This is a genomic window from Enterococcus haemoperoxidus ATCC BAA-382, assembly GCF_000407165.1.
In the GTDB taxonomy this organism is placed as follows: domain Bacteria; phylum Bacillota; class Bacilli; order Lactobacillales; family Enterococcaceae; genus Enterococcus_L; species Enterococcus_L haemoperoxidus.
This window is the reverse complement of sequence record NZ_KE136479.1, coordinates 1932240-1955857: the sequence shown is the minus strand read 5'-3', so window position 1 is coordinate 1955857 and position 23618 is coordinate 1932240. Positions and strand designations below refer to the sequence as shown.

The window sequence follows — 23618 nt, the reverse complement described above, 5'->3', positions numbered from 1 at the left end:
AGGCCAATAGGCATGAAAGTGAAAAAAGCGGTTATTCCAGCAGCTGGACTGGGAACAAGATTTTTACCAGCAACAAAAGCGATGGCAAAGGAAATGTTGCCGATCGTCGACAAACCAACGATCCAATTTATCGTTGAAGAAGCTTTAGCATCAGGTATTGAAGATATTTTGATCGTAACAGGAAAAGCAAAACGTCCGATTGAAGATCATTTTGATGCGAATTTTGAATTAGAAAGTAATCTTCGTGAAAAAAATAAAACAGATTTATTAAAATTAGTAGAAGAAACAACAGATGTTAATCTTCACTTTATTCGTCAATCTCATCCAAAAGGATTAGGACATGCCGTGTTACAGGCAAAAGCATTTGTTGGCAATGAACCATTTGTGGTTATGCTTGGTGATGATATCATGGAAGACAAAATTCCATTGTCAAAACAATTGATGAATGATTATGATGAAACACACGCATCAACGATCGCTGTAATGAAGGTTCCCCATGAAGAGACTTCAAAATATGGAATCATCAATCCAGAGGCTGAAGTTGCCAAAGGACTATATAACGTAAATAATTTTGTTGAAAAACCAACACCAGAAGAAGCACCAAGTGATCTAGCAATTATTGGTCGTTACTTGTTAACACCAGAAATTTTTCACGTGTTGGAATCACAAGAACCAGGTGCTGGCGGCGAAATTCAATTGACAGATGCCATCGATACATTGAACAAAACACAACGCGTATTTGCTAGAGAATTTACTGGCAAACGCTATGATGTAGGCGATAAGTTTGGGTTTATGAAAACAAGTATTGAATATGGTTTAGTTCACCCAGAAGTCAAGGATAACTTACGCGAGTATATTATTGAATTGGGTGCTGAACTTGCTAAAAAAGATACACCTAAAAAGAAATAAACGAAACGTTTTATAGGATTTTTTCAGTTGAAGACAGAGCAAAATTTGTTCTGTCTTTTTTTCTATAAAATATAGAGGCTTGGGTTATAATTAAGATAACAAAGCTAACTGAATAATTTGTGAAAAAGACCAGTTGGTGTTATTCTAAGACTATGGAATAATTGATGGAAGGAGCAAGAAGATGACAGGTGGAGAGGTTGCAGCGATTATTGCTGCGGTGGCGTTTGCTGTATTAGTAGTATTTATTGTTTTAGTATTGATGAAAATCAGTAAAACTGTAGAGAAAGTGACAACCACGGTTGATGAAGCAAATAAAACAATCGAGGTTGTGACGAAAGATGTAGATATTTTATCTAGACAAGTAGAGGGACTTTTAGTAAAAAGTAATGAGTTGCTAGATGATGTCAATAAAAAAGTGGCAACAATCGATCCATTGTTTGCAGCAGTTGCAGAGTTAAGTGAAAGTGTTTCTGAGTTGAATTACTCTAGCAGAAATTTACTTGGGAAAGTTGGATCAGTCGGTAAAACAACAGCTAAAGCAGGTGTTGTCAGTAAAGTAGGCGGAGCGGCTTTTAGAGCATTTCGTCCAAAAAAATCATCAAAAACTAGTGAAGTAACGAAATAATAAAAGATAATGGAGGAATAAACATGGCGAAAAAAGGCGGATTTTTTTTAGGAGCAATCATTGGTGGGACAGCTGCAGCAGTAGCAGCACTTTTATTAGCACCAAAATCAGGTAAAGAGTTACGTGAAGATTTAGCGAACCAAGCAGATGATTTTAAAGATAAAGCAACGGATTATACAGATTATGCTGTGCAAAAAGGTTCTGAATTATCATCGATCGCTAAAGAAAAAGCAAGTGTGTTAGGTGAACAAGCAGGTGACTTGGCAGGAAACGTTAAAGATAAGACGAAAGATTCACTAGACAAAGCACAAGGCGTTTCTGATACAGTTCTAGAGTCATTCAAAAAGCAAACAGATGATCTATCTGATCGTTTTAAAAAGACAGCTCAAGATGTAAATGATCAAGTTGATGAATTAGGTGACATCGCAGAAGACGCTTCCGATGATATCTTCATAGATGTTAAAGAATCAGCAAAAAAAGCGAAAGAAACAGTTTCAGAAGGCGTTGCTGAAGCAAAAGAAGTAACAAAAGATGTTCCACAAAAAGCTGAAGAAGCAAAAAAAGATACAAAAAAAGCTGTTAAAGAAACTGTAGAAGATGTTAAAGGAAAATAATAAAAGCAATGAAAAAAACAAAGTCAGCATCCTTCTTAGAATGTTGGCTTTGTTTTTTTATTTTTAATCGATGATCATTAATTCTTTTGGTGTTTTTGTAAAAGCTTCACAACCATTTTTCGTCACATGTAGACAATCTTCGATGCGCACACCAACTTTTTCTGGAATATAAATACCTGGCTCGATAGAGAAGCACATGCCTTCTTCAATAACCAGATCATTACCAGTCACTAGAGACGGATATTCATGAACGGTAGTTCCAATGCCGTGACCTAGACGGTGATTAAAGTAGTCACCGTAGCCGTAACCACTGATAACGCCGCGCGCAACTTCATCTAGTTCTCCAGCTGTAACACCAGGTTTTACAGCATCCATGGCTTTTAATTGTGCTTCTAAAACAATTGAATAGATTTCTTTTTGAAAATCAGTAGGTTCTTTGTAGGCGACGGTTCGTGTAACATCGCTACAGTAACCATTGTAAACAACACCTAAGTCAAATAAAACCAAATCTTGCTTTGCAACAGCCGTATTTCCAGGGTTGCCGTGTGGGCTCGCGGCATTTTTCCCAGTTAGAACTAAAGTATCAAAGCTCATTGAACGAATGCCTTGACGTTTTAGTTGATACTCGATTTCTGCCAGTATTTCTTGTTCTTTGGCGCCTTCTTTAATCGCCTTGAAGCCAATCTCTAACGCGACATCCGCCCAATCGCCAGCTTCCATCAGTTTAGTTACTTCAGAAGAGGTTTTTAGCAATTGCAATTTTTCAATGACAGGTGTGACACTGGCTGAAAAATCGCTATTTGGAAAATAATTAGTTAAAATATCAAAACGACTAACTGTTAAAGCGTCTTTTTCAGTAGCTATTTTAGTTGGAACTCCATTTTTTTTGATAAGTTGGGCGATTTTCTCCCAAGGGTTTTCGCTATCAAGATAACCATAGACAGGATACGTCCATGAACTTTTTTCAGCATCTTCAACTTCTAAAGCCGGAGTAAATAAAAAAGGGTCATGATTTAATGAGATAAATAAAGCTAAAACCCGTTCGTGAGGATCACTTTTGTAACCCGAAAAATAGGCAATATGCCCCGGGTCACTAATATAGGTAAGATCGATATTTTCGCTGGCCATCCATTTTTTTAGTTCATTCATTTTTTCTTGATTCATAAATATCCTTCTTTCTTTTAGAGCTGGTTACTGTAAAACTTATCTTTATCATACCACGAAATACCATAAAGCGCTTTTTGAAATATGGAGTAAATTTTCATGAAAATAGGATAAAACGGTTGCAATAATAAAAAAACTCTGCTATTCTTAGTGAGAAATGTAAACAGCGTTTTCAGAAAATGAAAACAACTATAAATATTTAGGAGAATTAGCATGGAAAAACAAACAATTACTATTTATGATGTTGCTCGTGAAGCAAATGTATCCATGGCAACTGTATCTCGTGTAGTTAATGGCAATCCCAATGTGAAGCCTGCTACACGGAAAAAAGTGTTAGAAGTAATTGACCGCTTAGATTATCGTCCAAATGCTGTAGCCCGTGGCTTAGCAAGTAAAAAAACAACGACTGTAGGGGTTATTATCCCAGATGTTAGTAATATCTTTTTTGCTTCTTTAGCTCGAGGTATCGATGATGTTGCAACAATGTACAAATACAATATTATTTTAGCCAATTCTGACAGCAACGATCAAAAAGAGGTCAATGTATTAAACAATCTTTTGGCAAAACAAGTTGATGGAATCATCTTTATGGGTCACCATATTACAGATGAGATTCGTGGCGAGTTTTCTCGTTCTAAAACACCTGTTGTTTTAGCTGGTTCAATTGATCCAGATGAACAAGTAGGTAGTGTAAACATTGACTATAAAGAAGCAACAAAAGATGCAACAAATCTATTAGCTAAAAATGGCAATAAAAAAATTGCTTTTGTCAGTGGTGCATTGATCGATCCTATTAATGGTCAAAATCGCATCAAAGGGTATAAAGAAGCTTTAGCTGATAATGGCTTATCTTATAATGAAGGTTTGATCTTTGAATCTGAGTATAAGTTTAAAGCTGGTATTTCGTTAGCTGAACGTATTCGCAATAGTGGTGCCACAGCAGCTTATGTGACAGATGATGAACTAGCAATTGGTTTATTGGATGGCATGATTGATGCTGGTGTAAAAGTACCTGAAGAATTTGAAATCATTACAAGTAATAACTCACTGCTAACAGAAGTTTCACGTCCGAGACTTTCAAGCGTGACACAACCTTTATATGATATTGGTGCTGTAGCAATGCGTTTATTGACAAAATTGATGAACAAAGAAGAAATCGAAGATAAGACAGTTATCTTACCATATGGTATGGATCAAAAAGGTTCAACTAAATAAAATAACTGAAAAGTATTGATTGCTTATCATAGAAACTCCCTATAAAATAGAGACTAGAATACAAAACTAGTAGCTAATTTATAGGGAGTTTTTTTAGAATAAAAAGTATGTTATTGAAATACAACTTAAGAATTGAAAAGGAGTAAGATCAATGAATATGAGAGAGAGAATTCTTGCTGGAAAGCTGTTTTTGGATGATTGTGAAGAATTACCTGAAGAACGAATGTTGGCAAAAAGAAGAATGGTAGCGCTTAATCAAACGTCGCCAGATGACTTAGAAAAAAGGTTTAAACTTTTAGATGAGATTTTTGGTATAAAAATAAATGCTTGGGTTGAACCACCTTTTTATTTTTGCTATGGTCGTAATATTGAGATTGGGGAAGAATGCTTCTTAAATATGGGATGTACCTTTATTGATGATGCTAAAATTAAAATTGGTAATAAGGTTGCTTTTGGCCCGGGCGTTACGATAGCGACTGTTGGTCATCCTATCCACCCAGATTATCGACGATTGATGTATGGAAGTCCTGTAACGATTGAAGAGAATTGCTGGATCGGAGCTAATACTACGATTTGTCCTGGTATAACGATTGGTAAAAATAGTGTTATTGGAGCAGGGAGTGTTGTGACGAAAGATATTCCAGAAAACTCAGTGGCTGTAGGGAATCCTTGTAAGGTGATACGCAAAATTAGTGAGAAAGACCGTCAATTTTATTATAGAGATGAACCTTTTATGAAAGAAGATTTAGAAGAAGTCTATCGTTTAAACGGTACAGATTATATGTGAAGAGTAATCAATACAATTTTTTTATAGAATAAAAAATGAAATACCACACTAAAATCATACATTTTGGCGTGGTATTTCAAGATTAAAGATATAATTAGTTACTGTTTCCACTTGATGTGGGCGTGGTATTTTCTTTCTTATTGTCCTCTTTTTTCTTGTCTTCTTTTTTCTCAGAAGAAGGAGTTGTTGTTGCACCTCCATTTGAAGGGGAAGATGTTGCATAGCGGCCCCAATAAGCACTGTAGTTAGCGTCGGATCCGCCATAGCCAAATTTGTATTTGCTTTTTGGAGCACCATCTTTTGCATAGAATGATTCAACATTTGGACCAGGAGCTGTGTATGTTCCACCATTATAGGTGAAAGTACCCGGTTTTTCTCCTGTAAAGCTTGATACATTTGACTTGATTACATCTTTAGAAAGGGTGAATTTTTCACCAGTACCGAATAGATCAGGTCTGACAGAATAGATTGCATTTGCCAAGTTTGCTAAGTAGGCACTATTTTGATCCCCACTGTTAGGGCTCATTGCTGTAGGGTTATCATAACCTGTCCAAGAACCTAAGGTAATAGTCGGTGTTGAAACGACTAACCAAGCATCTTTATAAGCATCTGTTGTTCCTGTTTTACCAATCCAGTCGACATTTCCGAAAGCAGGATTAAGGCCATTGATCATATTTTTGAACGGAGTGGTTATTTTTGAATCTAAGACCGAGCGCATCATGTCATTCATGATCGAAGCCGTAGCTTCTGAATAGACTTGAACCGGTGTATTTTTATGTTCATAAATCACTTTTCCACTATTGTCTGTGATCTTATCAATCATATAGCCTTTTTGATATTGTCCTTTATTAGCGAGGGCCTGAAACCCATTTGTTTGAGTTAAAACAGTTGCTTCTATAGAACCTAAAGGCGCCGATTCATAAGCCCATGCATCGCTAGCTGGATAATTCATTTTACTTAGATAGTTATTGTAAGAGAAATTATCATCACCCATCTGTGCCTTCATAGCTTCATTTAAATGGTAGACAGGAATATTATACGACCACTCTAATGAATGACGAACAGTATCGAATGTATTTGTTCCAGAATTTGTTGCATTCGTTAGTTCATCACCGCCTCTATATGAGGTAGGATAATTGGCTAAGCGACTTTCAGAACCAATCATTCCTTGGTCGATGGCAGGTCCGTAAACCGAAATCGGTTTGATTGTAGAACCAACTTGACGGATTGTATCTAATGCATGATTGCTTTGGCTGACATTGAAGTCTCGACCAGCTACAAAACCGATGATTCTACCCGTTTTATTGTCCATCAAAACATTTCCAGTCTCAACAAGTCCTGCACCATAACCATCATCTAGCATATAGCCAAAGTTTGCGACAGCGTTTTGCATGGTATCATAAACTGTTTGATCAATTGTGGATTGAATCGTATAACCACGATTTTGAATTTCTTTTCGTGCTTGATCCTTGTATTGAGAAATTCCTAGTTCATCAAGGTCTTCTTTTTTGACACCAGCTTTTTCTATATTGATGTCCATTACTGTATTGGCTGCTTGTTCTAATACAGCGTTGTAAAGATAACTTTCAGAGTTTTGATTGGATTCTTGTTGCGGTTGGAAATCTTGTTTCAAATCATAGTTTTTTGCTGCTTCATATTCTTCTTTTGTAATAGCTTTTTCACGATACATACTGAATAAAACAAAATCTTTGCGTTTCATTCCATAAGCCAAATTTTCATCTGCTTTTAAAGCCCCGGTATTGCTATAAGGAGTGTAAATAATTGGGCTTTGTGGAAGACCTGCAATAAAAGCTGCTTGAGGAAGCGTTAAATCATTGGCACTTTTGCCAAAAAGACCTTTGGCAGCTTCTTCAACACCTGCAATATTTTCACCTTTGTTATTACGACCAAAAGGTGAAACATTTAGATAAGTGGTGACGATCTCATCTTTTGAAAAGTACTTTTCAATGCGATAAGCAAGTAATATTTCATTTGCTTTTCGTTTGAACGTAGTTTCATCTGTCAAAATTTGTTGTTTTACTAATTGTTGTGTTAGTGTCGATCCCCCAGATGAACCGCCCATACCTGTTGCATCAGAAACAAGCGCTCTTATAACTGCTTTTGGAACTACACCTTTATGTTCTTCAAAGTATTCATCCTCAGTCGAAATAATTGCTTTTTTCAAGAGAGGAGAGATATGATCTCCGTCAACTCTTGTTCTGACTAAATCAGATTTGATCATCGCGATATTGGTGCCATCAGCATAAGTCATTCGAGAAACTTCTGTGATATCACTGATTTCTGTCTGGAGCTCCTCTTTTGTTGGTGGTTGTGTATCTTCGACTAGAAAAGCAAAATACCCCATACCAATTCCTAGTCCCAAAGCCCCACCTAATAGTAGAATAATAACTGCAAAGACAAATAGGGATTGCAGTACACGAATCACTACATTTATAATCAAAAAAATCTTTTTCTTTTCTGGTCCTTTAGTAGAATGTTTTTCCGTTTGACGGGAATTATTCTGATTGTCCAAAAGCTTCACCTCAATATAATGATACATTCCGTGATATTATAGCAAAAAAAATCTATAATGAACAGTTGTTCAGATATTTATAGATACTTAATCAAAAAAACTTAATATAAATAGTAGGAAAAACGAGTTGTAGTTTTGTTTGGCATTGAAATTGTGACTGATCTTATAACCGCTTTTATTATTTAGTGTTTTCTTCTAATCTAAATAATACGATTTTTTTGATCAATTCTATTGGTAACTCACAATCAAGAGGAAATTGAATGGCTCCTTTACTTGTTTTAAATTTTGTCAGTTCATGTTTGAATGCTTCAATAGCTGTTGGTGCAGGATAAAAACCAATGTGATTTTTGGCATTAGCAAAATGAACTAGGTTTCCATTTAAGTAGAAAGTGGGCATTCCATAAGACATTTTTTCTGTTGCTTCAGGGATAAGTTGCTTGATTGTTGTATAGAGTTGTTTTAGTTTAGCTTGGCGATCTTCTGGAGTATTTGAGATATAATCTTCAATGATGGTCATTGTGTCTTCCTACTTTCTTATTGGATAATATATTTAGTATACCACGGAGCAAAGAGTGATGGATTTATTTTAAATCATAAAAATTGTAGTGAGTGAAAGAAGTAATCGTTTTATGGTACACTATCAGTGAGTTGTAGAATAAAATGAAGGACTGAAACGAATGGGGAAATCAATTGTCGAAAAATTGAACTTACTGAGTTATTCAACCAAAGCAATTGTTAATCGACCAACTAAAGAATATTTATCTGAAATAAAAGAAACACAAAAACAACTTCCGACAGAACCGGTAGATTTACTTTTTGTTTTTGTAGAATCGATGGCTGGATTTAAAGAGATTGTATCCGAAGTGATCGAGCACCAATTACTGAATAAGAATGGGGTACTCTTTGTTGCCTATCCAAAAAAAGGAAATAAAAGGTATTCAACGTTTGTTCATCGAGACGAAATTTTTCCCACACTTCAAGTGGATGAAAGTGACGGCTATATAGCAAATAGTACGTTAAAGTTCAATCGAATGGTTAGTTTGGATGAGACTTTTACAGTAACGGGTATGAAAAATATTGAACGAAAAGTAAAAATAAAAGCTGTTAGCAGCGCTCGTGTCGATGATTATATTCAGTTTATACCATTAGTAGAATCGTTTGTTGAAAATCATAAAGAAGCAAAAATTTTATTTGAACAACTAACATTAGGGTATAAAAAAGGTTGGGCAAGATATATTTATAGTGCCAAACAAGTAACAACACAAGAGAAAAGAAAAAATGAAATGATCGAGATTTTGGAAAAAGGATTCAAATCGAAAGAATTGTATCGGGCAAGTAGTTCTAGTTAGATAATAGTTTTAAATTGAAGGAGAATTAGCATGGATCATGTTCAAGAATATGTAGAAAACGTCGATACAAAATGGCAAGATTCTTATCAACAATTGGCGAAAATCATTGCTGAAAATATACCTGAAGGCTTTGCTTTGCGTTTACAGTATGGAATGCCAACTTATGTTGTTCCTCTAAGTGTTTTTCCAGAGGGCTACCTAGGTAGAGAAGATGAACCATTACCTTTTATCAGTTTGGCTGCTCAGAAAAAGCACTTATCTTTGTATCATATGGGGATCATGGGGAATAGAGAGTTATTGACATGGTTTCAAGAAGAATATCAAAAGGTGGTTCCAACGAAATTGAACATGGGAAAAAGCTGTATTCGGTTTAGTAACCCGAAAAATATTCCTTATGAGTTGATAGGCAAATTAGTTGGTAAAATCTCAATGGAAGAATGGATCGCTAGTTATACTCGTTTTGCAGAAAAAAATAAGAAATAGAGATAGCTTTGTTAAAGAAGCAAAAAGATTGTTTTTTCAGAGGGTTTCACGTACTCTTTTAAAGAATGCAGAATTTAGCAGAAGTTTTATGAGTATTATAGTTAGTTAGTTAAAAGTGGACTAGTGTTTCATTCGAGAACTAAACAAGCTCGTTACGCTTTTAAATTATCTAGCTTCACGAGCTAGTCTCTCGGGAAAAAGATAAACAATGAATGAGATAAAAAGCATCTCAGTCATTGTTTCCTATTTTCCATTCGAGACTAAACGAGCTCGTTACGCTTTTAAATTAGGAGGATCATTATGTTATTAGGTTCACACGTTAGTATGAGTGGTAAAAAAATGTTATTAGGTTCAGCGGAAGAGGCTGCGAGTTATGATGCAACGACTTTTATGATTTATACTGGAGCGCCGCAAAACACACGCCGTAAACCAATTGAAGAAATGAATATCGAAGCAGGTCAAAAATTTATGGCTGAGCATAATTTAAGCAATATCGTTGTGCATGCTCCTTATATTATTAATTTAGGAAATACGATCAAACTAGAAAATTTTGGATTTGCTACTTCTTTTTTACGTCAAGAAATTGAGCGTGCTCATGCATTAGGGGCAACACAAATCACACTTCATCCTGGTGCTCATGTAGGAGCTGGCGTGGATGCAGGGCTAAAACAAATCATCAAAGGGCTTGATGAAGTTTTATGGAAAGAGCAAGTACCTCAAATTGCACTTGAAACAATGGCTGGCAAAGGGACTGAATTAGGTCGTACGTTTGAAGAGTTGGCAACGATCATCGAAGGTGTTAAGTTAAATGAAAAATTGTCTGTCACAATGGATACATGTCATATCAATGATGCTGGCTATAATGTAAAAGATGATTTTGACGGTGTCTTAGAAGAATTTGATAAAATCATTGGATTAGATCGTCTGAAAGTAGTTCATGTCAATGATTCTAAAAATCCGATGGGTTCTCATAAAGACCGCCATGCTAATATTGGTTTTGGTACGATTGGGTTTGATGCATTAAATAAAGTGGTTCATCATGAAAAATTGAAAGAGCTACCTAAGATTTTAGAAACACCATATGTAGGTGCAGATAAGAAGACAAGTAAAGCACCTTATGGCTATGAAATTGCTATGTTAAAATCACAAAAATTTGATCCAGATTTATTGGAAAAAATTGAGGGACAGTAATATAGTGGTAACAACGTTTCACTTTGATACACTTTGTACTTTTCAACATCAATATATTACGCTCATTGTATTTTAAAGAAAAAGCTGAACAGGATCGTTTATCTTTTTTTCGAGTGACTAACTCTTGAATTTAGATAAAATAAGCAGAAATGGTCTTTCGTAAATTTCTTGTGAGGAATATGACAAAAGACCTTTTCTTTTTGGTCCGTTTCTAGTAAAATGATTTCTTGAGAGCAATTTATTAAAATAGGGATAAATGACCCCATTAAAATGAAAAACGGTAAGTTAGACAAGAATAGTGACTGCATAACAAATTCGCAGAAGTTCTTATCCAGCTTTTCTAATAGAAAGGAGAGATTTATATGTCAACAGGTTTAGTAGTATTGATCGCAATTATCGCTTTATTAGCAGGTGCAGCAGGTGGATTTTTCCTTGCGCGCAAATATATGCAAGATTATTTTAAAAAGAATCCTCCCGTTAATGAGGAAATGTTACGAATGATGATGATGTCTATGGGACAAAAACCTTCTGAGAAGAAGATTCGTCAAATGATGCAGCAAATGAAGAACCAAGGAGACAAATAAGGTTTTTTCATTGCTATTCAGAAATTCAAGAGCACAACGGGCCGATTTTTTGGTCCGTTTTTTTGCACTTATTTTTAATAAATGAAAGGAGTTGTATTGAAATGAGCAAACAACAAATGAAAGATGTGAGCGCACAGTAGTCAATTTAGAAGAGGAGAATGTACATGTCTATATTTAAAAAGTTAGGGTGGTTTTTCAAACAGGAGAAAAAAAGCTATATTATTGGTGTATTTTCATTGGTTATGGTGGCGCTTGTCCAGTTAGTTCCACCAAAAGTTATTGGGATCGTTGTCGATAAAATCGCTGCCAAAAACCTGACGATCAAACCTATTTTGTTTTGGGTCAGTATTCTTTTAGCAGCCGCTTTAGCACAATATATTTTTCGGTATATTTGGCGGACACATATTTGGGGAAGTGCTGCGAAGCTGGAAAAAGATTTAAGACGGCAATTATTCCATCATTTCACAAGGATGGATAGCATCTTTTATCAAAAATATCGAACAGGAGATTTGATGGCACATGCAACGAATGATTTAAACGCTATTCAAAATGTTGCAGGAGCAGGGATTTTAACCTTTGCGGATTCATTGATCACAGGGGGCGCTACAATTGTTGCTATGATTTTATTTGTGGATTGGCGTTTAACCTTGATCGCGTTGATTCCGTTACCATTATTGGCTGTAACATCAAGAGTTTTAGGGTCAAAATTACACGATGCATTCCGTGATTCACAAGCAGCGTTTTCGACGATCAATGATAAAACGCAAGAGAGCATCACCGGTATAAAAGTCATCAAAACGTTTGGTCAAGAAAAAGAAGATATTCAAGATTTTACAGAGAAAATCGATGATGCCATCGTAAAAAACAAACGAGTAAACTTTCTAGATGCGTTATTTGATCCGTTTATTACATTGATCATTGGGATTTCCTATGTTCTGACAATCATTATGGGTGGTCGATTTGTTATGGAAGGATCGATCACGATTGGCCAGTTGATTTCATTTATAAGTTATATCGGGATGCTCGTTTGGCCGATGTTTGCGATTGGTCGTCTGTTTAATGTATTGGAGCGAGGTAATGCAAGTTATGATCGTGTGAATGAGTTGCTCCATGAAAAAACACATATTATTGAGAAAAAGGATGCAATCCAAACACCCGCTAAAGGTCGGTTATCGATGGAAATTGCTCAGTTCACCTATCCAAAAGATGACAATGCAACCTTGGAGCAAATCAAATTTACCGTTGGTGTAGGAGAAACATTAGGAATCGTTGGGAAAACAGGAGCAGGGAAAACAACGATTTTAAAATTATTGATGCGTGAATATGATCATTACAAAGGTCGTGTAACATTTGGCGGTCATGATATTAAAGATTATTCATTAGATGCTTTGATGAATTCAATGGGCTATGTTCCTCAAGATCATTTTCTATTTTCAATGACAGTACGGGATAATATTCGTTTTGCGAATCCTGATTTTACCGAAGTTGAAGTAGAACAAGCAGCTGAGATGGCGTTTATCAATAATGAAATCAAAGCGTTCCCTAAAGGCTATGATACGTTGGTTGGAGAACGTGGTGTTTCTTTATCCGGTGGTCAAAAACAACGGATTTCAATTGCTAGAGCGTTGATCGTCGATCCTGAACTATTGATTTTAGATGATGCTTTATCAGCGGTCGATGCTAAAACAGAAGAAGCAATTCTTTCTAATTTAAAAGAAGCAAGAAAAGAAAAAACAACGATCATTGCTGCGCATCGACTAAGTAGTGTGATGCATGCAAAAGAAATCATTGTATTAGATGAAGGAAAAATCATTGAACGCGGAACGCATCAAGAGTTATTAAGACTTGGTGGATGGTATAAGCGTATGTGGGATAAACAACAATTAGAAGCGAAGATCGAAGGGAGTGAAGCATAATGGAAGAAAAATACGAATCAGAATGGACAAAATCGGTTCCCTTAAAAGAACAAGTCTCAATCGTCAAACGCTTGCTAAAATTTGCAAAGCCATTTCGTCGTACGTTTATAACAGCGATTTTGTTTGCCTTGGTCCTGTCAATTATCAATATTATTTTACCAAGGATCATTCAAACGTTTATGGATGATTATCTAACACCGAAAACAGCTACCAACCAAGTGGTTCTCTTTTTTGCTGGCTTATATCTTTTTGGCGTGATTGTTAAAAGTGTTGTTTGGTTTTTCCAATGGTTCTTATATTCAACGGCTTCACTGAAAACCTATCAGTATATTCGTGTGAAGTTGTTTGAAAAACTGCAAACATTAGGAATGCGTTACTTTGATCAAACACCAGCGGGCTCGATCGTTTCTCGTGTCACAAATGATACGGAAACCTTATTTGAATTCTGGTATGTCTTTTTAATGGTTTTGACGGGAATCTTTGCTGTGGTATCGTCATTTATTGCGATGTTTCAAATCAGTGGGAAAATTGCGTTGTATAACTTGATTTTCTTACCTATTTTACTGATCGTGATTTGGTACTATCAAAAATTCAGTTCTAGAATCTATAGAAGTATGCGGGAAAAACTAAGTCAGTTGAATACGAAGTTAAACGAGTATATATCTGGTATGCAGATCATTCAGCAATTTAGACAAGAACATCGTTTAGAAAAAGAGTTTGAAGAAACGAATAATGATTATTTACGGACACGTTTTTCAATGATCAAAACGAATTCTTTGCTCTTAGGCCCAATCATTAATTTCCTTTATACACTAGCAATCGGTTTGACCTTGACCTTATTTGGGTATGATGCACTATATTCTCCTGTTGAAGTCGGAATGATTTATGCGTTTGTGACATATGTACAAGCTTTCTTTAATCCGATGACGCAAATGATGGATTTTTTAAGCGTCTTCACAGATGGAATGGTTGCAGGTAGCCGAATTTTGAAAATCTTTGATAATGAAGAATTAACGCCGCAACAAAATGTTGGTGCTAATGCAGAAATTATTCGTGGCAAAATCGAATTTCGTAATGTTAGTTTTTCGTACGATGGTGAGAATAATGTCTTGAATAATATTAGTTTTGTTGCTAATCCTGGTGAAACGGTGGCATTGATTGGTCATACTGGTAGTGGTAAAAGTTCGATCATTAATGTTTTGATGCGCTTTTACGAATTTTATGAAGGCGAAATTTTGATCGATGATCGTGATATTCGGGATTATCCATTACCAGAATTAAGGAAAAAATTAGGCTTGGTTTTACAAGATGCCTTTATGTTTTATGGCGATATTGCTGGTAATATTCGGATGTTGAATCCAGAAATCACGGATGAACAAATCAAAGCTGCGGCCGAATTTGTTCAGGCTGATAAATTTATTGAAACCCTACCTAAAAAATATCATGCAAAAGTGATTGAAAGAGGAGCCAGTTATTCAAGCGGTCAGCGTCAGCTGATTTCATTTGCTAGAACGATCGTCACTGATCCTAAAATCCTTGTATTGGATGAAGCAACAGCGAATATTGATACTGAAACTGAAGGGTTGATCCAAGAAGGGTTAGCCAATATGCGTCAGGGTAGAACGACAATCGCGATTGCTCATAGATTGTCGACTATTCGAGATGCAGATTTGATTTTAGTATTGGATAAAGGACGGATTGTAGAACGTGGCAATCATGAGAGTTTATTGACCAAAAATGGTCTGTATGCAGATATGTATAAATTACAAAATAGTGAAGCTTAAAAGAAAAAAAGAGTTAAAAAGAATTATAATTATTCTTTTTAACTCTTTTTTCTTGTGTGATAAAGCTTCTATCTACTTGTATATGAAAGTAAATATAAAAAATATATAATTAGTATAATGAAATATCAAACAAATGAGCAAGAAAAATGACATCCGTTATTTTTCTTGCTCATTTGTTTCTCATTTTTTACGATTTATGAACTTTAACTGCTTCATACTTCTTATAAGATTATAGACAGATACAAAAAGATTTAAGGGGGAATGAATAGTGAAGATTAAAACAGTTATGACAATGTTACTTTGTGGGGTCACTTTATCACTGGGTTCAATGAATGAGCATAGTTACGCAGAAACAAAAGTACCTGAAAAAAGAGCAATTATTGGGGAAGATACCCGTATAAAAGTGATGGATACAACAAAAGCACCATATTCAAGTATTGTTTATCTATCAAAGGCAGACGGTGGCTTTGGCTCAGGGACTGTTATTGGTAAAAATAAAGTGTTAACTGCCGCTCACGTTGTAACCAGTTTAAAAACGAGTGCAGATATTGGACGAGCAAATGTAAGTCCAGCTCGAAATGGTTACTACTATCCGTTTGGTTCTTTTAAAATTGAATCTATCGATATGCATACTGGCTGGACTGTTCAAAATAATCGAGATTATGATATTGCTGTTGTGACGTTAAAGCCTAACCGTTATGGTCAGAACATTGGGGATGTTGTACCAATAATTCCGGTGAAAGATGTACCGAATCTTCCTGTAGGAACAAAAGGACTTTTACCAGGATATAGTCAAGATAAATATGGCGAGTTATGGGAAGCGAAAGGTTCTATCCTTTCACAAACTTTTTTACGTGTTTACTATGATATAGATTCAATCGGAGGAACTTCAGGAGCTCCGGTTTATAACGAAAATAATCAGTTGATTGCTGTTCATACATCTGAATATCGTGATGGAGGTGTTGCATATAAAAATGCCGGGTCAAAAATTACAGGATCTAATTATGCGTTCATTGCGAAACATTTAGATCAAAAAAATGCCGATACACAAGCGCCAAGCCAAGTTACTGGTATCAGAGCATCAAATATCACAACAAGTTCAGTTCAATTATCATGGAATCCATCAATCGATAATGTTGGAGTGGATAAATATGAAGTATACCGTAATGGATCAAAAATTGGTGAAAGTAAGACAACAGCTTTTACTGTGAATGGTCTAGCTTCAGATACAGCCTATAGATTTTCAATGGTTGCGGTAGATAAATCAGGAAATCGTTCATCAATGTCAACAGGTGTAACGATTCGGACGGTGAAGGAAACTGTAGGAGATACACAAGCGCCGAGTCAAGTAACAGGTGTAAAAGCCAGCAATATTACGATCACGTCAGCACAATTATCATGGAATCCAGCAATGGATGATGTAGGTGTAGACAAATATGAAGTCTATTGCAATGGTGCAAGAATCGGTGAGAGCCTAGGAACAAGCTTTGAATTGAGTGGTTTAACAGCAAATACGTCATATATAATTTCAGTTTTAGCATTAGATAAAGCAGGAAATCGCTCAGCATTGTCAGCTAATTTAATTCTTCAGACAGAAAAAGAACAAGACAAACCATCCGAGAATCAAACGACATGGGTACAATCAAAAACGTACGTAGCCGGTGAAAAAGTTTTCTTTAATGGAATTGAATACAAAGCAAAATGGTGGTCGCAAGGAAATACACCAGGGACATCGGATGTTTGGCAAAAAATTACTGCTGGTTCTGTCGAGGAGTGGAGAGAAAAATTAACATATTCTGGTGGTGATATTGTTGCATTCAATGGTGCACAGTATAAAGCAAAATGGTGGACGCGTGGTGAAGAACCGGGTAAAACCCCAGTTTGGGAAAAAGTATAGTTGCCTTTAAAAAGAATAATAAATGATTGTGAACAGAAAAAATAGTTAATTTAAGTTCCTATCTTCTGCTTAAATATAGGCTTTAAGTAGATTATTGAATATCATGTAAAGCGGTGGACCCAAGAAAATCAACGACGATTGTTATTTATTTAAAGAAATAGTCTAAAAATGAAGGGGGAAATCAATTGAAAATTCAAAATTTAGTAACAGCATTACTTTGTACAGCAGTATTATCAACTACCGTAATTGTAGCAGCTCCTCAAGTAGAAGCAGCTCATCCAGTAAGAGAACAATTAACTGACAACAAAGCAAAAGTCAGTGATACAACAAAAGGACATTTCCAAAGCGTTACATTTATTGATGCTAATGGTGTAACAGGTACTGGTACAGTCATTGCTAAAAATAAAGTAGTTACTTCTTACAATGTTGTTGAAGGACTAAAAAACAGTGAAAATCTTGCTAAGACTTTTGTTACACCAGGAAAAGATGGGGAAAATGCTCCATTTGGTTCATTCCAAGTTGAGTCAGTAAGCTTTGAAGAATCTTGGAAAAATATGGCTGTTTTGACATTACAAGCAAATGATAATGGCCAAAATATCGGTGAAGTAGTTTCAGTTGTTCCTGTTACGAAAAATCCATCTATCTTGGTTTGTACTGAAGTAACTATGCCAGGATATGACGCTGATAAAAAAGGTGAAATGTGGGAAAGCCAAGCAACAATTAGTTATAATGTTGCTTCCAATTTTTGGTTTAATCAAGCAAATAAAACTGGAAACTACGGCGGTCCAATTTTCGACAGAAGCGGCAATTTAATCGGGATCCGCTCATTTGAAAAATATTCAAAAGGTGTTCAAACAAGTGCTGCGAAATTTACAGAACGTAACTATGACTTCATTTCAGAAAATTTAAAATAATCATTGTTACTTAGTTAATTGTTTTAGCAAAAGAAATTCGGGGGAAGTAGAACAGTTAAAAACTAGCGCATCAGTCATTAATAAACTAAAACAAAAATCTTGGGTCTACCGCTTTGCATGGTATTCAATATTGCTTAAATTTGAGTATTTAATTAACGTGAATTTTCAAAAAAAGTAGTGATCCAAAAAGTTCACTACTTTTTTGCTGCATGTAAAAAAATTACTGAGTAAGCTCATTAAAAAAATAGAATAATGAACTGAATAAATTTGGGCAGAAATATAGACAATCACTCCTTTAAGTTGTAAAGTAAGTGTACTTGAAAAATTCGGAGGGTGAAAAATATATGTATGATGTGATTATAATTGGAGCAGGACCTGCTGGAATGACTGCAGCGCTATATGCGTCACGTTCTAATCTTTCAGTATTGATGATCGAACGCGGTGCACCAGGCGGACAAATGAATAATACAGCTGAAGTGGAAAACTATCCAGGTTTTGATTCGATCATGGGACCTGAGTTGGCTTATAAAATGTATGAAAATGTTGAAAAATTCGGTACTGAAAATGCATATGGTATTGTGATGGATATCAAAGATCAGGGATCTTATAAAGAAGTGATTTGTGATGATAAAACCTATCAAGCCAAAACAGTGATTATCGCAACAGGCTGTGAACACCGTAAATTAGGTGTTAAAGGGGAAGAAGAGTTTGCAGGCCGTGGGGTTTCTTACTGTGCAGTTTGTGATGGGGCCTTTTTCCGTAATAAAAAACTTTTAGTGATCGGCGGCGGCGATTCAGCCGTTGAAGAAGCAATCTACCTAACACAATTTGCTTCAGAAGTTGTGATCGTGCATCGCCGTGATGAATTACGTGCGCAAAAAATCATTCAAGATCGTGCATTTGCCAATGAAAAAATTTCTTTTGAATGGAATACAGTTTTAGAAGAGATCCTTGGAAATGACATGGTTGTGACTGGTGGTCAATTAAGAAATGTATTGACTGATGAAGTGAAAGAAATCGATGCTGATGGTGTCTTTATCTATGTTGGACTCGATCCATTGACAGCACCATTTAAAAAATCTGGATTAACAAATGCAGAAGGTTGGATCGAAACCGATCAAGATATGAGAACAAGTATGCCGGGTGTTTTTGCCATTGGTGATGTTCGTGAAAAAACGTTACGTCAAATCACGACAGCTGTTGGTGAAGGCGGAATTGCAGGACAACAAGTCTATAAATATATTGAAGATATGACAGAAGTGGAAGAAGTTAAATAGATTTAAATCTATCATATAATACTAAACATTTACGATCTAGGTCAAAGCTTGATAAGTTTTGACCTAGATTTATTTTATATTGTTTGACAAACGTTTGATTCGTAAAATAAAAAATTACTATTCAAAAATAGAAGGGCTTAAATATAGTGTTAGGAGGACAAGGATTTATGCGTTAAGGATCAAACAAAGGCAAATACTAAAATGAGGGAGTTTCCAGTAAGTCAGTTAAAGAAACAAAACAATCTCACAACATGGCGCTTGAACTTTTCTGACAATAGATAATGTTTTATGATAGAATAAATGAGAAGATTAGAATAAGATGAGGGGAAATGGAAAATAGTTGAACAATGGTTGAAAAGGAGTGGATCGCAATGATGGAATACGAAAAAGATTGGTTTATGAGGCAAGTGAAAGCAGCTGTGTTTAACCCTTTTAAAAAAACGTCAGAAGTCCAAGTCATGCCAGTGATTCAGGTCACAGATGAAGGTACTGGAGAAAATTATTCTGTTCCAATCCAAAGCTATCTTTTAGAACTGGTTTTAACATTAAAAGTAAACCAAGCAGAAAATATATTATTTTCTGAATCTAAAAAAATGACAGACGAACTGTTTTTTGAATTAGGTAATTGGTTTTATGATTTGGTGAATAAATTATCGGATGAAGAGTTAAAAGCTGCAAACTTCTCAAGAACTGAAATCAGTCAAGGTAGAGCAGATTTAGGGCAATCAACATAACGAATAATGACTATTTATTGTTTATTTATTTTTCTTTTGACAATTGTAAAAATATGAACTATGATGATTACGGATCAATAACTGAATAATTGTTAGGTGAGGCTCCTATTTGGACACATGCTGCTGCCGCGAAAGAATCGAGAGACTCTTAGTTGGTTGAACAGGAATGATCGTGAAGGTCATTCATAACGTAGCTGATAAGAAATTATCTACGCCCTATAGTGCTAAAGCTCAACGATAGAGAAACTTTTATTTAAGTTGCTATTTCACGCACACTCTATTGTTGAGTGTGCGTTTTTGCTGTGAATCACAGCGACTGGCTTCGCCAGAGCTGATGATGAACAGTACTTGGCGACTATAAGGAGCGAAGTTCCGCAAAAAGAAACAAAAAGCCTGAAGGAAAGCATAATTCAGATAGCAAAAGGCCAACCAAACAGTTAAAAAAATCCATCGTTCCAAAATAAACAAAAGAGAGGAAGAGTCACATGGAAGACCCCAGTCAGCGGAAAAATAATCGAAATGTAGTCTTCATCTTAGAAACGATGGGATTGAAATAATACTTCTTTTCCTTTCTAAATAAGATGAAGCAAAAGGAGGAAAAGAAAATGATGAACAAAAAAATAGCAGATATAAAGAAAACAACAAAAGACCAAGAATTAAGAAAATTAGCAATGCTCTCTGAACGTGAATTGATGATGGAACTTCGTACCTCAGAAAAGGGATTATCCGAAGAAGATGCTAAACATCGTTTAGAAGAGTATGGACCAAATGAAGTGTCCGCACAAAAACCAACACCAGCAATTATGATGTTTTTAGAAGCATTTAAAGATCCATTTGTTTATGTATTAGCCTTATTGATGGTAGTTTCAGCTGCAACAAAAGATTTTGAAGCAGCGCTTGTAATGGGGATCATGATTTTAGCTAGTGTTATTATTGCCTTTATTCAAGAATATCGTTCCCAAAAAGCAAGCCTGAATTTAAAAGAACTCATCGAAAATACAACCGCTGTAACTCGTGCAGGTCAAACCAAAGAAATTCCGATGGATGAAGTTGTTCCAGGGGATATTGTAACGCTTGCGACAGGTGATATGATTCCAGCAGATGCTGTCCTGATTTGGACAAAGGATTTATTTATCAACCAATCTTCTTTGACAGGTGAATCAATGCCAGTAGAAAAATTTGTTGATGCTGGTATCGATAAAAATTCAGAATCTGTTTCCGCGCTAGATATGCAGGACTTGATTTTTATGGGAACTGACGTATTGAGTGGGCAAGGAAAAGCAATTATCTTAAAGACTGGACAAAATACATTCTTTGGTGATATTGCTAAAAATGCGACAACACAACGTGGAAAAACATCTTTTGATATCGGTTTGACAAAAGTGAGTAAATTTTTACTTAGAATGGTTATGGTTCTGTTTCCAATCGTATTTTTAATTAACGGAATCACGAAAGGTGAATGGGGCGAAGCTTTTTTCTTTGCGATTGCTGTGGCAGTTGGTTTAACGCCTGAAATGCTTCCGATGATCGTGACTAGTAATTTGGCTAAAGGTGCATTGAGTTTATCTAAACATAAAGTGATTGTGAAAGAATTACCTTCTATTCAAAATTTAGGTAGCATGGATATTCTTTGTACAGATAAGACTGGTACGATTACAGAAGACAGAGTTGTCTTGGTGCAACACCTAGATCCACTAGGTAAAGTCAACGATCAAGTATTAGATATGGCTTTTTTGAATTCTCATTATCAAACTGGCTGGAAAAATTTAATGGATATCGCTGTGATCAATTTTTATGAAGAAAATAGCAATCAAAGTCCGTATCACTCAGTGACAAAATTGGATGAAATTCCGTTTGACTTTTCCCGTCGTCGTTTGACCGTGGTCGTCAATGCGGACGGTCATCAATTTATGATCACAAAAGGTGCGGTTGAAGAGATGGAAGCTGTTTGTACACATGCGGAAATCAATGGCGAAATCGTACCGTTGACACCCGAATTACAAAAAAGAATGCGTGAAGTTAATATTCGTATGAATGAACAAGGCATGCGCGCATTAGCCGTAGCGGTGAAAAAAGATGTGCATAGCGAAGCCATTTATAGTGTGGAAGATGAGCAAGGGATGACACTAATCGGTTTTATGGGATTCTTAGATCCTGCAAAAAAATCAGCGATCACTGCAATCAAGTCGCTACATCAACATGGGGTTAATGTAAAAGTTCTAACGGGTGATAATGATATCGTTGCTAAGAAAGTTTGTAGCGATGTAGGGATAGAAGTGTCCCATGTCGTACTTGGTTCTGATATCGATAATATGTCGGATGAACAAATGAAAGAAGAAGTCGAAAAAACCAATTTATTTGCAAAATTAAATCCCATGCAAAAGTCTCGAATTATAGAAACACTCCAAGAAAATGGCCACACAGTTGGTTTCATGGGAGATGGAATCAACGATGCACCAGCTCTTCGCAAAGCAGATGTTGGGATTTCCGTTGATACAGCTGCCGATATTACAAAGGATGCAAGTTCAATTATTTTATTAGAAAAAAGCTTGAACGTTTTAGAAGATGGTGTGATTGAAGGTCGAAAAGTTTTTAGTAATATGATGAAATATATTAAAATCACGATCAGTTCTAACTTTGGAAATGTGTTCTCAATCTTGATTGCAAGTGCCTTTTTACCATTTCTACCAATGCTTTCTATTCAATTATTGATTCAAAATTTAATTTATGATATCGCACAATTAGCGATTCCTTGGGATAATGTGGATGAAGAAGATTTATTGAAACCAGTACGTTGGGAAACAAACGGTTTGATGAAATTTACCTTATGCATTGGACCTGTAAGTAGTATTTTTGATATTATGACCTATCTTGTGATGTGGTTTGTCTTTAACGCCAATACGATTGGAAGTCAACATTTATTCCAAACAGGTTGGTTTGTGGTTGGTTTAGTCAGTCAAACCTTAGTTGTTCAAATGGTTCGTACTAGAAAATTACCATTTATTCAAAGTATAGCATCGCCAGCTGTGATTCTTTCCAGTTTAGGAGCTGTTGGATTAGGACTATTGATTGTCTTGACACCAATTCGGGAGGTTTTCGACTTTGTGAAACTTCCAGCTAATTATTGGGGTTGGTTCATTTTGATCATTGTACTATATTTGATTACAGTTGAAGTTGCTAAACGACTCTATATTCATATTACCAAAGAGTGGATTTGATTTAGAAAAAGAAGATGGTCAATTTTATTTGGTTGATGATTCGATGAAATTTAACGCTTAATTCAACTTTTTTAAGATTCACTTTTTTAAACCAAATAACGAAAAATTTCTTAGCGATTGAATTTGTTATTCGTAAAGAGTGGAAAAAAACTATTTTTTAATTATTAATATTCGTTTTTTAAAGAACAAAGTCAAAATACTTAAATTTTTGTCTTTGTTCTTTTTGTTATGTTTGGAAAAACGCTGTTCATTTTTTAGTAAATAATTTCTAATATGTAAATCTTCTGTAGCATAACAATGATTACAGAGACTATAACAGCTAGTTGTCAAAAGATACGATTGCGAAGTCTTTTTGTAAAACGGTTTCTTGTTTGTGATTTTAATCACTAACCTTTGGTACGAAAGGTTTCGAGTATTTTAATCA

Annotated in this window: 19 protein-coding genes and 1 riboswitch; of the genes, 16 read left to right on the top strand and 3 right to left on the bottom strand. The window is 35.5% G+C overall.

Annotated features, from left to right (window positions below; all coding sequences use genetic code 11):
• The first annotated feature begins 12 nt into the window (after window positions 1-12).
• The 3 genes from galU (at window position 13) to I583_RS08990 (ending at window position 2148) form a co-directional block, all read left to right on the top strand.
• Window positions 13-909, top strand: a complete 897-nt coding sequence (galU, locus tag I583_RS09000) for a UTP--glucose-1-phosphate uridylyltransferase GalU (RefSeq protein WP_010760801.1) — start codon at window positions 13-15, stop codon at window positions 907-909.
• A gap of 181 nt (window positions 910-1090) precedes the next feature.
• Window positions 1091-1534 carry a DUF948 domain-containing protein gene (locus tag I583_RS08995; protein ID WP_010760802.1) on the top strand — a complete coding sequence of 148 codons (444 nt, stop codon included), beginning with the start codon at window positions 1091-1093 and terminating at the stop codon, window positions 1532-1534.
• A 23-nt stretch (window positions 1535-1557) separates the two neighbouring features.
• A complete protein-coding gene (locus I583_RS08990; RefSeq protein WP_010760803.1) occupies window positions 1558-2148 on the top strand; it encodes a YtxH domain-containing protein in 591 nt (196 codons plus the stop codon).
• 63 nt (window positions 2149-2211) lie between these two features.
• Here I583_RS08990 and I583_RS08985 read toward each other — a convergent pair whose 3' ends face one another.
• Complete coding sequence (locus I583_RS08985) at window positions 2212-3312, bottom strand: aminopeptidase P family protein (protein ID WP_010760804.1); 1101 nt, start codon at window positions 3310-3312, stop codon at window positions 2212-2214.
• Window positions 3313-3525: 213 nt separating this feature from the next.
• Here I583_RS08985 and ccpA point away from each other — a divergent pair, with 213 nt between their 5' ends.
• The gene (gene ccpA / locus I583_RS08980; protein ID WP_010760805.1) at window positions 3526-4527 is read left to right on the top strand and encodes a catabolite control protein A; all 1002 of its coding nucleotides are present in this window, start codon (window positions 3526-3528) and stop codon (window positions 4525-4527) included.
• A gap of 151 nt (window positions 4528-4678) precedes the next feature.
• Window positions 4679-5314, top strand: a complete 636-nt coding sequence (locus I583_RS17065) for a sugar O-acetyltransferase (protein ID WP_010760806.1) — start codon at window positions 4679-4681, stop codon at window positions 5312-5314.
• A gap of 94 nt (window positions 5315-5408) precedes the next feature.
• Here I583_RS17065 and I583_RS08970 read toward each other — a convergent pair whose 3' ends face one another.
• Both I583_RS08970 and I583_RS08965 read right to left on the bottom strand, forming a co-directional pair.
• On the bottom strand, window positions 5409-7874 hold the full coding sequence (locus I583_RS08970; RefSeq protein ID WP_034682885.1) for a transglycosylase domain-containing protein: 2466 nt from the start codon (window positions 7872-7874) through the stop codon (window positions 5409-5411).
• Window positions 7875-8025: 151 nt separating this feature from the next.
• Window positions 8026-8364: an iron chaperone gene (locus tag I583_RS08965; protein ID WP_010760808.1), complete on the bottom strand. Its 339-nt coding sequence runs from the start codon at window positions 8362-8364 to the stop codon at window positions 8026-8028.
• A gap of 160 nt (window positions 8365-8524) precedes the next feature.
• Between I583_RS08965 and I583_RS08960 the strand changes: the two genes are divergently transcribed.
• The 11 genes from I583_RS08960 (at window position 8525) to mgtA (ending at window position 23194) form a co-directional block, all read left to right on the top strand.
• The gene (locus tag I583_RS08960) at window positions 8525-9196 is read left to right on the top strand and encodes a YdeI/OmpD-associated family protein (RefSeq protein ID WP_010760809.1); all 672 of its coding nucleotides are present in this window, start codon (window positions 8525-8527) and stop codon (window positions 9194-9196) included.
• A 30-nt stretch (window positions 9197-9226) separates the two neighbouring features.
• Complete coding sequence (locus tag I583_RS08955; RefSeq protein ID WP_010760810.1) at window positions 9227-9679, top strand: DUF1801 domain-containing protein; 453 nt, start codon at window positions 9227-9229, stop codon at window positions 9677-9679.
• 300 nt (window positions 9680-9979) lie between these two features.
• Entirely contained in the window at window positions 9980-10870 is an 891-nt protein-coding gene (locus tag I583_RS08950; protein ID WP_010760811.1) for a deoxyribonuclease IV, read from the top strand.
• Between the two features lie 362 nt (window positions 10871-11232).
• On the top strand, window positions 11233-11454 hold the full coding sequence (locus I583_RS08945) for a YneF family protein (protein WP_010760812.1): 222 nt from the start codon (window positions 11233-11235) through the stop codon (window positions 11452-11454).
• Window positions 11455-11618: 164 nt separating this feature from the next.
• Window positions 11619-13370: an ABC transporter ATP-binding protein gene (locus tag I583_RS08940; RefSeq protein WP_010760813.1), complete on the top strand. Its 1752-nt coding sequence runs from the start codon at window positions 11619-11621 to the stop codon at window positions 13368-13370.
• Entirely contained in the window at window positions 13370-15154 is a 1785-nt protein-coding gene (locus I583_RS08935; protein WP_010760814.1) for an ABC transporter ATP-binding protein, read from the top strand. Before I583_RS08940 ends, I583_RS08935 begins: the two co-directional genes overlap by 1 nt.
• 268 nt (window positions 15155-15422) lie before the next feature.
• Window positions 15423-17051: a fibronectin type III domain-containing protein gene (locus I583_RS08930; RefSeq protein ID WP_010760815.1), complete on the top strand. Its 1629-nt coding sequence runs from the start codon at window positions 15423-15425 to the stop codon at window positions 17049-17051.
• Window positions 17052-17236: 185 nt separating this feature from the next.
• Complete coding sequence (locus I583_RS08925; protein ID WP_010760816.1) at window positions 17237-17965, top strand: trypsin-like serine peptidase; 729 nt, start codon at window positions 17237-17239, stop codon at window positions 17963-17965.
• Between the two features lie 344 nt (window positions 17966-18309).
• Window positions 18310-19242 (top strand): thioredoxin-disulfide reductase, encoded by a 933-nt coding sequence (gene trxB / locus I583_RS08920; RefSeq protein ID WP_010760817.1) that lies wholly within the window; start codon window positions 18310-18312, stop codon window positions 19240-19242.
• A 371-nt stretch (window positions 19243-19613) separates the two neighbouring features.
• Window positions 19614-19976, top strand: a complete 363-nt coding sequence (locus I583_RS08915) for a DUF6483 family protein (protein ID WP_010760818.1) — start codon at window positions 19614-19616, stop codon at window positions 19974-19976.
• An 81-nt stretch (window positions 19977-20057) separates the two neighbouring features.
• A riboswitch (M-box (ykoK) riboswitch) is annotated at window positions 20058-20226 on the top strand.
• A gap of 331 nt (window positions 20227-20557) precedes the next feature.
• Window positions 20558-23194, top strand: a complete 2637-nt coding sequence (mgtA, locus tag I583_RS08910; RefSeq protein ID WP_081631804.1) for a magnesium-translocating P-type ATPase — start codon at window positions 20558-20560, stop codon at window positions 23192-23194.
• Window positions 23195-23618 lie beyond the last annotated feature (424 nt).

Excerpts from the sequence above, each read along its gene's own strand:
- I583_RS08995 (WP_010760802.1), top strand. The coding sequence starts at position 1,091 with ATGACAGGTGGAGAGGTTGCAGCGATTATTGCTGCGGTGGCGTTTGCT.
- ccpA (WP_010760805.1), top strand. The coding sequence starts at position 3,526 with ATGGAAAAACAAACAATTACTATTTATGATGTTGCTCGTGAAGCAAAT.
- I583_RS08970 (WP_034682885.1), bottom strand. The coding sequence starts at position 7,874 with ATGTATCATTATATTGAGGTGAAGCTTTTGGACAATCAGAATAATTCC.
- I583_RS08940 (WP_010760813.1), top strand. The coding sequence starts at position 11,619 with ATGTCTATATTTAAAAAGTTAGGGTGGTTTTTCAAACAGGAGAAAAAA.
- I583_RS08990 (WP_010760803.1), top strand. The coding sequence starts at position 1,558 with ATGGCGAAAAAAGGCGGATTTTTTTTAGGAGCAATCATTGGTGGGACA.
- I583_RS08960 (WP_010760809.1), top strand. The coding sequence starts at position 8,525 with ATGGGGAAATCAATTGTCGAAAAATTGAACTTACTGAGTTATTCAACC.
- I583_RS08935 (WP_010760814.1), top strand. The coding sequence starts at position 13,370 with ATGGAAGAAAAATACGAATCAGAATGGACAAAATCGGTTCCCTTAAAA.
- mgtA (WP_081631804.1), top strand. The coding sequence starts at position 20,558 with ATGAAGCAAAAGGAGGAAAAGAAAATGATGAACAAAAAAATAGCAGAT.
- I583_RS17065 (WP_010760806.1), top strand. The coding sequence starts at position 4,679 with ATGAATATGAGAGAGAGAATTCTTGCTGGAAAGCTGTTTTTGGATGAT.
- I583_RS08945 (WP_010760812.1), top strand. The coding sequence starts at position 11,233 with ATGTCAACAGGTTTAGTAGTATTGATCGCAATTATCGCTTTATTAGCA.
- I583_RS08955 (WP_010760810.1), top strand. The coding sequence starts at position 9,227 with ATGGATCATGTTCAAGAATATGTAGAAAACGTCGATACAAAATGGCAA.
- I583_RS08965 (WP_010760808.1), bottom strand. The coding sequence starts at position 8,364 with ATGACCATCATTGAAGATTATATCTCAAATACTCCAGAAGATCGCCAA.
- I583_RS08915 (WP_010760818.1), top strand. The coding sequence starts at position 19,614 with ATGATGGAATACGAAAAAGATTGGTTTATGAGGCAAGTGAAAGCAGCT.
- I583_RS08950 (WP_010760811.1), top strand. The coding sequence starts at position 9,980 with ATGTTATTAGGTTCACACGTTAGTATGAGTGGTAAAAAAATGTTATTA.
- galU (WP_010760801.1), top strand. The coding sequence starts at position 13 with ATGAAAGTGAAAAAAGCGGTTATTCCAGCAGCTGGACTGGGAACAAGA.
- I583_RS08985 (WP_010760804.1), bottom strand. The coding sequence starts at position 3,312 with ATGAATCAAGAAAAAATGAATGAACTAAAAAAATGGATGGCCAGCGAA.
- trxB (WP_010760817.1), top strand. The coding sequence starts at position 18,310 with ATGTATGATGTGATTATAATTGGAGCAGGACCTGCTGGAATGACTGCA.